The sequence below is a fragment of the Thermodesulfovibrio sp. TK110 genome, assembly GCF_054658355.1.
This window is the reverse complement of record NZ_BAAHNB010000001.1, coordinates 791668-804064: the sequence shown is the minus strand read 5'-3', so window position 1 is coordinate 804064 and position 12397 is coordinate 791668. Positions and strand designations below refer to the sequence as shown.

The 12397-nt window shown below is 36.4% G+C and carries 15 protein-coding genes and 1 tRNA gene; 5 read left to right on the top strand and 11 right to left on the bottom strand.

Annotation, left to right across the window (positions count from 1 at the left end; genetic code table 11):
- Positions 1-4: 4 nt before the first annotated feature.
- The 3 genes from tmcC to ACYQ3X_RS04185 all read right to left on the bottom strand — a co-directional run bounded on the left by tmcC (position 5) and on the right by ACYQ3X_RS04185 (position 3453).
- Positions 5-682: a TmcC family electron transfer complex membrane anchor subunit gene (gene tmcC, locus ACYQ3X_RS04195; protein WP_460180573.1), complete on the bottom strand. Its 678-nt coding sequence runs from the start codon at positions 680-682 to the stop codon at positions 5-7.
- Positions 682-1935 carry an electron transfer complex subunit TmcD gene (gene tmcD, locus ACYQ3X_RS04190; RefSeq protein WP_460180572.1) on the bottom strand — a complete coding sequence of 418 codons (1254 nt, stop codon included), beginning with the start codon at positions 1933-1935 and terminating at the stop codon, positions 682-684. Before tmcD ends, tmcC begins: the two co-directional genes overlap by 1 nt.
- A 141-nt stretch (positions 1936-2076) precedes the next feature.
- Positions 2077-3453, bottom strand: coding sequence for an alginate export family protein (locus tag ACYQ3X_RS04185; RefSeq protein WP_460180571.1), 1377 nt, complete (start codon positions 3451-3453; stop codon positions 2077-2079).
- A gap of 364 nt (positions 3454-3817) precedes the next feature.
- Here ACYQ3X_RS04185 and fabG point away from each other — a divergent pair, with 364 nt between their 5' ends.
- The 3 genes from fabG to fabF are packed head-to-tail and all read left to right on the top strand — an operon-like array spanning position 3818 to position 6069.
- Positions 3818-4555 (top strand): 3-oxoacyl-[acyl-carrier-protein] reductase, encoded by a 738-nt coding sequence (gene fabG, locus ACYQ3X_RS04180; RefSeq protein WP_460180570.1) that lies wholly within the window; start codon positions 3818-3820, stop codon positions 4553-4555.
- A gap of 23 nt (positions 4556-4578) precedes the next feature.
- The gene (gene acpP / locus ACYQ3X_RS04175; protein WP_059176190.1) at positions 4579-4815 is read left to right on the top strand and encodes an acyl carrier protein; all 237 of its coding nucleotides are present in this window, start codon (positions 4579-4581) and stop codon (positions 4813-4815) included.
- Positions 4816-4821: 6 nt separating this feature from the next.
- Entirely contained in the window at positions 4822-6069 is a 1248-nt protein-coding gene (gene fabF / locus ACYQ3X_RS04170) for a beta-ketoacyl-ACP synthase II (RefSeq protein ID WP_460180569.1), read from the top strand.
- 261 nt (positions 6070-6330) lie between these two features.
- Here fabF and ACYQ3X_RS04165 read toward each other — a convergent pair.
- Positions 6331-6403, bottom strand: a tRNA-Lys gene (locus ACYQ3X_RS04165).
- Positions 6404-6465: 62 nt separating this feature from the next.
- On the opposite strand from ACYQ3X_RS04165, the gene ACYQ3X_RS04160 reads away from it, so the two are divergent.
- Positions 6466-6921, top strand: a complete 456-nt coding sequence (locus tag ACYQ3X_RS04160) for a methylated-DNA--[protein]-cysteine S-methyltransferase (RefSeq protein WP_460180568.1) — start codon at positions 6466-6468, stop codon at positions 6919-6921.
- 8 nt (positions 6922-6929) lie between these two features.
- Positions 6930-7667, top strand: coding sequence for an ATP-binding protein (locus tag ACYQ3X_RS04155; RefSeq protein ID WP_460180567.1), 738 nt, complete (start codon positions 6930-6932; stop codon positions 7665-7667).
- A gap of 11 nt (positions 7668-7678) precedes the next feature.
- Here ACYQ3X_RS04155 and ACYQ3X_RS04150 read toward each other — a convergent pair whose 3' ends face one another.
- From ACYQ3X_RS04150 to ACYQ3X_RS04120, 7 genes are all read right to left on the bottom strand, one after another.
- Positions 7679-7927: a type II toxin-antitoxin system RelE family toxin gene (locus ACYQ3X_RS04150; protein WP_460180566.1), complete on the bottom strand. Its 249-nt coding sequence runs from the start codon at positions 7925-7927 to the stop codon at positions 7679-7681.
- Positions 7920-8117, bottom strand: a complete 198-nt coding sequence (locus ACYQ3X_RS04145) for a hypothetical protein (RefSeq protein ID WP_460180565.1) — start codon at positions 8115-8117, stop codon at positions 7920-7922. The genes ACYQ3X_RS04150 and ACYQ3X_RS04145 overlap by 8 nt, the downstream gene beginning before the upstream one ends.
- Positions 8118-8126: 9 nt before the next feature.
- On the bottom strand, positions 8127-9641 hold the full coding sequence (locus ACYQ3X_RS04140; RefSeq protein ID WP_460180564.1) for a 2-isopropylmalate synthase: 1515 nt from the start codon (positions 9639-9641) through the stop codon (positions 8127-8129).
- The gene (pssA, locus tag ACYQ3X_RS04135; RefSeq protein WP_460180563.1) at positions 9619-10440 is read right to left on the bottom strand and encodes a CDP-diacylglycerol--serine O-phosphatidyltransferase; all 822 of its coding nucleotides are present in this window, start codon (positions 10438-10440) and stop codon (positions 9619-9621) included. Before pssA ends, ACYQ3X_RS04140 begins: the two co-directional genes overlap by 23 nt.
- The gene (locus tag ACYQ3X_RS04130; RefSeq protein ID WP_460180562.1) at positions 10440-11057 is read right to left on the bottom strand and encodes a phosphatidylserine decarboxylase family protein; all 618 of its coding nucleotides are present in this window, start codon (positions 11055-11057) and stop codon (positions 10440-10442) included. Before ACYQ3X_RS04130 ends, pssA begins: the two co-directional genes overlap by 1 nt.
- On the bottom strand, positions 11054-12067 hold the full coding sequence (gene ilvC, locus ACYQ3X_RS04125) for a ketol-acid reductoisomerase (protein ID WP_460180561.1): 1014 nt from the start codon (positions 12065-12067) through the stop codon (positions 11054-11056). The genes ACYQ3X_RS04130 and ilvC overlap by 4 nt, the downstream gene beginning before the upstream one ends.
- Positions 12068-12173: 106 nt before the next feature.
- Positions 12174-12386, bottom strand: a complete 213-nt coding sequence (locus tag ACYQ3X_RS04120) for a hypothetical protein (RefSeq protein WP_460180560.1) — start codon at positions 12384-12386, stop codon at positions 12174-12176.
- Positions 12387-12397 lie beyond the last annotated feature (11 nt).

Sequence of the window (12397 nt, the reverse complement as noted above, 5' to 3'; positions counted from 1 at the left end):
TACCTCAATAATCCCTTGAATGTCTTACTGCACCAAACTCACTTCCAGTGTGAGCTCTTGTAAGGAAAAACATAAAAATGTGATTAAGCCTTGTAAAAGGAATAGTAGCAAGCATGATTTCACCCATAATCATGTGGATTGTAAGCATTATTTTATATTCCAGTAAAAGCTCATAATGGGCAAGAAATCCTGTTATAAAAGTTGCAGAGACAGTAAAAATTGCCAGATAATCTGCACTACCAGTAAGAAATCTCACATCTGGTTGAGTTATCCTGCGGATAACAAGCAGAATTAAAGCAAATATGACAATCAATGTCATTGCATCAGCCAGAGCCTGAGGAATACTCCACCAGCTAATATTCCATGAATCATACCACAGTTCAATGTGACCGGCTAAAAATACAGGAGTTAAAATAACGCATATATGAAAAACAAAACTGATTAATGTAAACCATGGATGTCTTCTCATGCTTATGCTTCCAAAGGGTATAAGCCAGTGAATTAAAGAGCGAAGAGTATATTTAAAACTCAGATAGGGATATATTACTTTTTCCTTTTTTGCAAGCTGAATGGTGTTATACAGACGATAAAACACTCCAGCAAAAAACACTATAAATGCAAGCCAGACAAGTGGTCCTCTTACCAGAGTGTAAATTGATGGATCTTTGAAAAACTGCTCCATTACCTCAAAATCTCTCCAATTGTAAGAATTTTTCTATAATACTTTCCATTTTTAATACATCTTACTAAGATTTTCTCTCCATCAGGACTAAAAACAGGATCCCAAAGCATATCAAAAACATCCTTTCCAATCATTCCATCAAGCACTATAAAAAAAACTCCATGCTTTTCTGCTTTTGCAACAATGTGAGAACCTTCAGGGCTGAATTGAGGTGTCCATACTCTATCAAATCCTTCATTCCAAGCAACTCCATCAACAGCAACTGTCCATAAATTGTTTTCCCTTACAACAGATGCTACTTTTTTCCCATCAGGACTGAATTGAGGAGGCAGAACAGCTTGAGAAAATGTCCTTTTCCAAGCAACTCCATCAACAGCAACTGTCCATCTGCCAAACTCTGTTGCGCAAACAGCAGCAATTTTTTTACCATCAGGGCTAACCCTCTGATTCCACAGTTGAACAAAATATCTATTCCACAAAGGCTTTCCATTCAGGACAACTGTCCATCCCTTTTCTGTCTTAACTGGCACACAAATATCACTTTCATTTACAAAAACAGGCTCCCATGCATTGGGAAAAATCTCATTCCAGAGATTTCCATCAACTGCCACTGTAAATTCCTGCTGGGAAAGCCTCACAGTGGTTGCAACCTTCTTACCATCAGGACTGAAGCTCAATCCATAAACAGAGATAAAGTTTTTATCCCATACAATGCCATCAACTGCTACACTCCAGACACCTTCTTTAAAACTGAAAACATCAAGCAACTGAGGATTTTTTGTCCTTACATAACAGGCAGTTTTGTTGCCATCTGGAGCTATAAACAAATCTCTTGCATCAAAAAAGAGATTATCCCATACCTTTCCATTTACACAGACTCCATAGGAGTCTCCTTTTTTTACATTAAAGGCTATGCAAGAAGTGTTTCTACTAAACTGAAGATTCCATGCATAATCAAAAGTTTGATCTAAAAGAACTTCATCCTTTGCCATTGTCCATTCATAATTCTTTAAAACAAGGCATGCAATGGAATCATCAGGAATAAAATTTAAAAAACAAACCCTTTCAAAGGTATTATTCCATGTTTTTCCATTTATGCATGGTGTGAGTTTTTTATCTTCTATTTCAACTGTAGCAGCAATCTTTTCTCCATCAGGACTAACAAAAAATTCATGAACATTGGAGAATTTATCTTTGTATTCTTTCACATCACAGACAAGTTTTTCCTTTGTTTCCCAATCCCAGTTGAACATCGTATTTATTAAAAAACAAATTTTAAAAAAAATCAAGAGATATTTGAATCTGGGTAATACTATTTTTAAGGAAAAATAAAAAAGGCGGGGAAAATCCCCGCCTCTATGGCGAACACGGTGCGTTTTTACATTTTAAGGCAATTAGAAGTTAAGCTGAATGCCGTGTCTTACTGCCCAGGCATCATCAGCATCTTTTCCATTTGAGAGTTTGTAAGCATCACCAGGCCAGAAGTAGCCACCTTCTACCCAGTATTTGAGACCTTTGTCAATCTTATAAGTTACCTTTGCATCAACTTCCCAGCCAAGGTCTTTGTCTTTCGTTGAATAACCATTAATTGCAACTGCTTTTTGAGCTCTTAACCAGTAGCCATAAAGCTCTGCATTGATGTCCTTTGTGATGTCATAGGAACCACCAAATTTTACATACTGGGTGTTGCAAAGACCTGTTCCAACATTTGGTCCGAAGTTACATGCAGATGGAGCAAGATATTCATATATGAATGTGTAATGCTGTTCTGGTCCGAGAGCTGTGATAAATGCGTTAATATCTTGTGAATTCTCTTTGTCACCACTTCCGATTGCATACTCTGCTGTAAGTGTTAATGGAATGCTCTTGAATTTGTAGTCAAGTCCTGCTAATGCAGCCCAGCCTTTGAATTTTGGATCATGACCTACTGGTAAATCTACTTTACCAGTCTGAAACTCTACATCTGCTCTGAAGTTAAGCCCTGTTCCTGCAATGTCATCAACATTTCCTCTTAATCCAAAGTTCCAGAGATGAAGAGGGGTATTTGGAAGAAATTGCTGGTGATCTACATAAGTTATATCAGCGCTTAATCCAAAGCCTTTTCCTGCATATGCAGCAAGAATTCCATATGCTGTAGAGTCATCATTACGTGTTGTGTTTCCCTCATAGAATTTAATTGTATGAGCAGCAATTGTAAGCTCTTTCAATGGCTGAACGAATACAAGGATTGCATCATCACCATAGTAGGTGTGGTCAAAGAAAAGACCATAGCCAAGCTTGATGAGCTGTTTACCAACTTTAAATCCTGCTGGAACACCAAGAAGTCCACTTCCCTGATACTGAATCCATGCCTGACGGATGTAAAGATTAGATTCATTATGCCAGTTACCCATTTGATAATTACCTTTTGGACCGTATGTTCCAGAACCCCATACAACATTTTCAGATTTATTGTCAGCTTTGTTACTCTCAACTTCCACATATCCAGTAGTATTAGGAGATACCTTTGCTTCAAGATTAAGTCTTACACGATAATCATAATTGGCGGTGTTAGAAGAACCTGCTGGTCCGTAGGAATCATTATCCATTACTCCCAAATTTTTTCCATAAATTCCTCTGAATCTCAGTTCACCGCCAAGGGTTATCTGGGTTTTTCCTTTTGCAATTACTGCTGTTGTGTCAGAGGGAATCTCTGCTGGTGCTGCATAACTAAGTGCAGCAATACCTAAGAGAAGAACCAATACTGATAAAATACTTACAAAATGTTTCACTTCCTAACCTCCAAATGGTTAGTTCAGTTACACCGCCAAAGGCGGTGGTACTACATTAATTAGATTCGGGGTTACCCCCCTGCACCGTGTTCGCCTTCTCACCTCCTTTTTATCAAGTTTAAAAAATTTTAGCATAGTTTCTCCCCTTTGTCAAGGGGATTCTTTGCTGAAAATGACATTTATTATTTAAGCAATTTTTCTGCCAGAGAAAAAATGGCTTTATTTTCTTAGTTTTGTGTTTTTGTGGTGTGTATTTATGGATACATTCTGTGGAAAAAAGATGACAGATAGAAAAAACGAGTGGAATTTTTAGAAAGAATTTTTTTATAATTTAACTTTTAGAGAATGCTTAAGGAGGTTTTTTATGAAAGGACAGACAGCCATAATAACTGGTTCTTCAAGAGGTATTGGTAGAACAACTGCAGAAGAGTTTGCTAAAAGAGGAGTAAACATTGTAATTGTTGATATAAATGGTGGAAATGCTGAAAAAGTTGCAGAAGAAATTAAATCTCTTTATGGTGTAGAAAGCTTAGGTGTTAAAGCAGATGTTTCTAACTTAGAAGATGTAAAAAAACTCTTTGATGAGGCAGTGAAAAAATTCTCAAGGATTGATATTCTTGTAAACAATGCTGGAATAACAAGAGATAATCTTCTCATAAGAATGAAAGATGAAGAATGGGATGCTGTTTTAAACATAAACCTTAAAGGCGCATTTTTATGCTGCAGAGAGGCAGTTAAAATCATGTCAAAACATAAGTATGGTAGAATTATAAATATCGCATCTGTTGTAGCTTTTATAGGAAATCCTGGACAGGTTAATTATTCAGCATCAAAGGCAGGGCTGGTAGCTTTAACAAAGACTTTGGCTAAGGAGTATGCTTCCCGTGGAATCACTGTTAATGCTGTTGCTCCAGGTTTTATTCAAACAGCTATGACAGAGCAGTTGCCTCAGAAGGTTAAAGAGGAGATGCTGCGTATGATTCCACTTCAGAGATTTGGAACAACGCAGGATGTTGCAAATGCCATAGTATTTCTGGCTTTGCCAGAATCTGGATACATAACCGGACAGGTTATTCATGTAAATGGCGGAATGTACATGTAAAAAAAAGAAAAAGGAGGTAAGTAATGGTAGAAGAAAAGGTAAAGGAAATTATAGCAAAACAGCTTGGTGTTGAGGTATCTCAGGTAACACCAGAAGCATCCTTTGTGGAGGATCTTGGAGCAGACTCTCTTGATACTGTTGAGCTTGTTATGGCATTTGAAGAGGCTTTTGGTATTGAGATTCCTGATGAAGATGCTGAAAAGATCAGTAAAGTAAAAGATGCAATTGAGTACATAAAAAACAAAACAGGTCAGGCATAATATTTTATGAGGAAAAGAAGAGTTGTTGTGACCGGGATGGGGATGGTTTCTCCTCTCGGTCTTGATGTTAAATCTACATGGGAGGCAATTCTTCAGGGTAAATCTGGAGTCTCTTATATTACTCATTTTGACGCAAAAGATTATCCTGTAAGAATAGCAGCAGAAGTTAAAGCTTTTGATCCTGCAAACTTTATTGAACAAAAAGAGATAAAAAAAATGGATAGATTTATCCATTTTGCAATTGCTGCGACAGAAATGGCACTGCAGGATTCAGGTTTAAAAATCACTCCTCAGAATTCTGAAAGAATTGGGATTGTGATTGGCTCAGGGATGGGAGGACTTCCAACCATTGAGCATTACCACAAAGTATTGCTTGAGAAAGGATGGAAAAGGGTAACTCCATTTTTCATTCCTATGGTTATCGTTAATCTTGCAGCTGGTCAGATATCTATGAGATATGGAATAAAAGGACCAAATCTTGCAGTAACAACTGCCTGTGCAACAGGAAATCACTCAATTGGAGAAGCTTTCAGAATGATTCAGTATGGAGATGCGGATGTAGTGATTGCAGGTGGCACAGAGGCTGTTATCACACCAATGGCAGTAGCAGGATTTTCCATAATGCGAGCTCTTTCAACGAGAAATGATGAGCCTGAAAAAGCAAGCAGACCATTTGATATTGATAGAGATGGATTTGTAATGGGTGAAGGAAGTGGAATTATTATTCTTGAAGAGCTTGAACATGCTTTAAAAAGAGGAGCAAAAATTTATGCAGAGCTGGTGGGATATGGAATGAGTTCTGATGCTTATCATATTACAGCACCTGCACCAGAAGGAGAGGGTGGAGCAAGATGTATGAAAATGGCAATAAATGATGCAGGAATTCATCCAGAAGAAGTTGACTATATAAATGCTCATGGAACAGGGACAAAACAGGGAGATGAACTTGAAACCCAGGCAATAAAAAAAGTTTTTGGCGAACATGCTTATAAACTCTGCGTAAGCTCTACAAAATCCATGACAGGACATCTTCTTGGTGCTGCTGGTGGAGTTGAGGCAATTTTTACAGTTTTAAGTGTTTATGAAGACATTGTTCCTCCAACAATTAATCTTGACAATCCAGACCCTGAATGCGACCTTGATTATGTTCCTTATAAACCAAAGAAAAAAGAAATCAGATATGCAATCACAAACTCATTTGGTTTTGGCGGAACAAATGCTTCCCTTGTATTTAAAAAATTCACAGAAGCTTAATCCATAAACTTTGAACTTTGAACTTTGAACTTTGAATTTCCCGTGTGGCAGGCTTCATTCTCAAGCCTTTAGTTTGAATTATAGATTTTGACTACACTGCCATAGCTTGAGACAGCTCCATCCGAATGACATCCGCTCCGCATGATCTATACAAAAGTAGCTTTCCCGTGATTCAGAATGCAATCCAGATGCTTGAGGCTATATATGGCAAACAAGTGGTTAATAAAGTGGTAAATGAAAATCAGAAACCCTGAAAATAAATGAGCCGTGCAGGATTCGAACCTGCGACCCGCTGATTAAGAGTCAGCTGCTCTACCAGCTGAGCTAACGGCCCACAAGTTTAGAATACAAAAAAATATGCTAAAAGGTCAACTTTAATTGGTTTATAATAAAAAAATGTATTTTGCTTATGTAAAAACTCCTGTTGGTTTCCTTGAAATTTTATTTGATAATTCATTAGCAGTAAAGAAAATATCTTTAACAACTCTTAAAAAAATATACATTCCAGAAATTGCGATGAATTTTGCCCACCAGCTGAATGCTTATTTTGAAGGAAAACTCTTAAAGTTTAATTATCCTTTAAACATCCAGAATGTATCCAATTTTGATAGAACAGTTATTGATTTAATCTGTAAAATACCATATGGACATACTGTTACATATAAGTGGATTGCCAGTAAGCTTAAGACATCACCAAGAGCTATTGGACAGGCTTTAAAGCGGAATCCTTTACCAATTGTTATTCCCTGTCACAGGGTAATCAAATCTGACAGAACTCTGGGAGGATATAGTCTTGGAATTGATGTAAAAAAATGGCTCATAGAACATGAAAAGTCCGTGTTAATGTTATAATAAAATTTATGTTTGACAGACATCAGGCATTCTCCTGGAATGGAAAAGATAGACAGCTAAAACCTGTTATAAGGATTCCAAAACAAAACATTAATGAACTTTACGGAATTGAAAAACAGAAACAGTTGCTAATTGCAAACACAAAGGCTTTTATTGAAGGGAAAAGAGTAAATAATGTTCTTTTATGGGGAGAAAGAGGAACAGGCAAAACTACACTGATAAAAAGTTTGCTTAATCATTTTAAAGAAACACCTTTAAGAATGATTCAGGTGTTAAAAAATGATATTATCAGTATTCCTTATGTTTATGACATAATTTATGAAAATCCTGCGTTCAGGTTTATTATATTCATAGATGACCTTTCTTTTAATGAAGATGAGCAGGAATTTAGAGATTTAAAGATTATTATGGACGGCGGAATTGAAGAAATTCCTGAAAATTCAGTTATTTATGTCACTTCAAACAGAAGAAATCTCATGCCTGCTGTATCCCAATCAGATAATGAACTTTTTCCAGAGGATAGCCTGCAGGAGCGAGCATCTTTAATTGAGAGATTTGGCTTGAGAATTGGATTTTATAGATTTTCAGAAGAGCAGTATTTTGAAATAGTTAAGTATTATGCAACTAAAGATGGAATAACCATGCCTTATGATGAATTAATGAAAAAAGCAAGACAATGGGCTTTAACTCACGGTACAACTGGAAGATCAGCCTATCAATTCGTCTTAAGCCTTCAAATTCTTTAAAGCAAGTTCTTTTACTTATAAATATCTTTTCTGTGTCCTATTCGGAGAATTATTAAGTGATTGTCTTCTATATCAAAGATTACTCTGTAGTTACCTATTTTAAATCTATAACTTCCGATTTTTGGATTTATTAACTTTCTTGAGTTTCTAAATGGATCAATTGAAAATTCTTTAAGTTTGATCGCAATCTGATTTTTTACCTCTTTCTCCAATTTTTCCAGATCTTTAATTGCTCTGTGGGTAAAGATTATTTCATACATTAAAAATTTCTTCAAATTTTTTTATTTTTCCGTTTCTGTATTCCTTGCGTGCTTCTTCAATTGAAGAGAGGTATTTTTCACTGGAAAGAGCAATAATATCCTCCATGTAGTCCTCTAATATCTCTCTTACAGTATTCTCAATTATTTTTTGTAGCTCTTCTACTGTTAAATCTTTTACAGTTTCACTCATAAAATCACCTTAAGCCTTCAAATTCTTTAAAGCAAGTTTATTCAAAGCATTTATGTATGCTTTTGCAGAAGCTACAATGATGTCTGTATCAGAGCCATGTCCTCTTACAGTATGTCCACCCTCTTCAAGAATAACTGTTACTTCTCCAAGAGCATCTGTTCCTCCTGTTATTGCCTTTATCTCAAACTTATTGAGTTCAGCCTTTGAGCCTGTAAGTTCAGTTATAGCTTTGTAAACTGCATCAACAGGTCCATCACCTGAGATAGTGATCTCTTTTTCCTCTCCGTTTATCTTCATTTTTACTGTGGCTGTTGGCTTTTTCTTAGTTCCGCTTGCTACCTCAAGCTCTATAAGTTGATAAACCTCTGCAATTCTTAAAACTTCATCAGAAACAACTGCCTCAATGTCTTCATTAAAGATATATTTCTTCTGATCTGCAAGCCTTTTAAATCTCTCAAAGGCTCTGTTTATCTCTTCTTCTGTGAGGCTGAATCCAAGTTCTTCAAGTCTTTTCTTAAAGGCATGTCTTCCAGAGTGTTTACCAAGCACTATTTTTGAACTTGGAATTCCAATATCTTCAGGTCTCATGATCTCATATGTTGTCCTTTCCTTAAGAACTCCGTCCTGATGAATTCCTGCCTCATGGGCAAAGGCATTTGCTCCAACAATTGCTTTATTGGGCTGAACAACCATTCCTGTAATCTTGCTGATAAGTCTACTTGTCCTGTAAATTTCCTGTGTAACAATTCCTGTGTCAGCCTTGAAAAAGTCATTTCTTACTTTAAGTGCCATAACAATCTCTTCCAGAGCTGCATTTCCTGCTCTTTCACCAATTCCATTAATTGTGCATTCTACTTGTCCTGCACCTTTAAGAATTGCGGTAAGAGAGTTTGCCACTGCAAGCCCGAGATCATTGTGACAGTGAACACTTATTGTGGCTTTATCTATGTTTGGAACTTTATTTAAAAGGTATTCAATAAGCTCTCCATATTCCTGAGGAATTGTGTAACCCACTGTATCTGGGATGTTTACAGTTGTAGCACCTGCATTTATTACTTCTTCAGTAACTTTGCAGAGATAGTCCCAGTCTGAACGGGTTGCATCCTCAGCTGAAAATTCCACATCATCAGTATACTGCCTTGCTTTCTTAACAGCTTTCACCGCTGCTTCAATAACCTGATTTCTGTCCATGCGAAGCTTATATTTTAAATGTATATCTGATGTGGCAATAAATGTATGAATTCTTTTTTGTTCTGCTGGTTTCAGTGCTTCCGCTGCTCTTTCAATGTCTTCATCACGGGCTCTGCATAGTCCAGCAACAACCACGCCTTTTATTTCCTTTGAAATTCTGTTTACTGCTTCAAAATCTCCTGGAGAAGCAATGGGAAAGCCTGCCTCTATTATGTCAACCCCAAGCTTTTTAAGCTGTCGTGCAACCTGTATTTTCTCATCCACATTCATTGATGCACCGGGGGATTGTTCTCCATCCCTTAATGTAGTGTCAAATATTTTTATCCTTCTCATTCTGCACCTCTAATTTTGATTCTTTCGGGCTTATGCCCTCAGAAAAATACAAAGCATTTTGTCTTCTTTTTTTGATTAAAATTATTATATTTTCAATTATACCTGAAAGAACATAAAGGCTTGCAAGTATAAATACAGCAAGAGGTGGATGGATTACGATGAAGAAAATCAAAAAAATAAAAAAAAGAAGTATCCAGAAAGGTTTTTTTTCCTTAAAATCAACTTCCTTAAGGGCATGAAATTTAAGATTGCTGACCATCATAAAAGACAAAATAAATGTAAGTAAAGGGAAAAATAGATTTTTCTGCGGAGTAAAGTTTAATATTTCTTGACAGAAAATCACTGTAGCAGCAAGCATTGTAGCAGCACCTGGTATTGGTAAACCTTTAAATGATTTTGAGCCTCCAACTTGAATGTTAAATCTTGCAAGCCTGAGTGCTCCACAGGCTGCAAATAAAAAAGCTATAGCAAATCCCACTCTGTCAAACTCAAACAAAGCCCATTTGTATATAAGAATTGCAGGAGCTACTCCAAAGGCAACAAGGTCTGAAAGAGAATCAAGCTCAACACCAAATCGTGTGGTTGTTCTTGTAAGTCTTGCTACCCATCCATCAAGTCCGTCAAATATATTTGCAAGAATAATTGCCCATGCAGAATGAATAAACTTTCCATTTATTGCTGTTATTATTGCATAAAAACCAAAAAACATCCCACAAAGTGTAAGTGCATTTGGAAGAATGTAAACCCCTTTTTTAGGTTTTTTATCAGGATCTCTTATTTTCTTTTTTGTTTTGATCATTACTCTACCAATGCAATTATTGTCTGTCCAGCTTTAACTTTATCTGCTACTTTCACCTGAATTTTAAAAGAAGATGGAAGACACACATCAACCCTGGAGCTAAACTTTATCATGCCGAATCTTTCTCCTTTTTTTAGCCTTTCTCCTTCTTTTACCCAGCATACTGCTCTTCTTGCAATAGAACCAGCAACCTGCCTTACAACTATATCTCCATAGGGAGTCTCAAATCTTATTTTTATGTTTTCATTCTCTCTGTAAGCTTTCTCTTTAAAAGCTGATAAAAATTTCCCGGGAGTATAAATTATTTCCTTTACAATGCCATCAAATGGAGCTCTGTTAACATGAACATTAAGGGGTGACATAAAAATACTTAGTTCCACATAATCATGACCGCACAGATTACTGTTCTGTCTTATTTCTATTATCTTTCCATCTGCAGGAGAAACTATTACATTAGGGTCTGCTGGTGGAATTCTTTCAGGATCACGAAAAAAATAAAGAAAAAACAGGCATAATAAAAGACACACAATTGCCAAAGGCTCTAACCATAAAAGATAAAAAAAGGAGCTTAAAAATAATCCACCAGCAACATAGGGTATTACTTCTTTTCTGATCATGCCTTTGATTTATCCACAAGCTTTGAAGTTTTAAGCCATGGCATCATTGCTCTTAATTTCTCTCCCACCTTTTCAATAGGATGTTCTTCGCCCTTCTTTGTAAGAGCATTAAAAGTGGGTTTACCAACTTTACATTCCAGTATCCATTCCTTTGCAAAACTGCCATTCTGGATTTCTTCAAGAATCTTTTTCATTTCAGCTTTTACAGATTCATTGATAATTCTTGGTCCACGTGTTAAATCTCCATACTGGGCAGTATTGCTTATGGAATAACGCATCGTTGATATTCCGCCTTCATAAATTAAGTCTGCAATGAGTTTTACTTCATGGAGACACTCAAAATAGGCAAGCTCAGGTGGATATCCTGCTTCAACCAGTGTTTCATACGCTGCAGTTATAAGAGCAGTCAAACCACCGCACAGAACAACTTGTTCTCCAAAAAGGTCTGTTTCTGTTTCATCCTTAAAAGTTGTTTCAATAATTCCTGCTCTTCCACCACCAATGCCCACTGCATATGCAAGGGCAACATCCTTTGTTATACCTGAAGGATCTTGATAAACAGCCATAAGACATGGAACTCCCATTCCCTTTAAATATTCACTTCTTACAAGATGTCCAGGTCCTTTTGGAGCAACCATAAAAACATTTATATCTTCTGATGGAACAATCTGTCCGAAGTGAATGTTAAAACCATGGGCAAAGGCAAGAAAAGCTTCTTTTTTTATATTTGGCTCTATTTCTGTTTTGTAAAGCTCTGGCTGAAGTTCATCTGGTGTAAGAATCATTATTATATCTGCTATCTTTGAAGCTTCAGAAACTGTCATAACAGTAAGCCCTGCATTTTCAGCCTTCTGCCAGCTTTTGCCTTTTCTGACTCCTACAATAATATCAAATCCGCTGTCTTTAAGATTATTTGCATGAGCGTATCCTTGGCTGCCATATCCTATTATTGCAATTTTTTTTCCTTTAAGAACATCTGTGTTTACATCAACATCATAATAAATCTTCATTATCACACCTCCAGAGTTTAGAATTTAACAATTATAACACATACATTGTCCTGTTGACTAATTCTGTGGAAACATGGCAGAATTCTCTCCAAAAAAGTGCAGGATTTCACTTCAAGATAAATCCTTTTCCATTGCCTATTTCTTCTGAGACTGTCTTAACTCTACTGTAAAATTGCAATTTTTTATCATTTATCAGTGCCTTAATAACCCTGTTGGTTAAGTGGGTATAAAGTAAAATAGTATTGTCGTTCTTTTTGCATGCTAAAACAGTAAAAGGAAGCTTTCGGTAATCAGGATTCTTCAAGGGATAATCTATCATTATGTCATTGA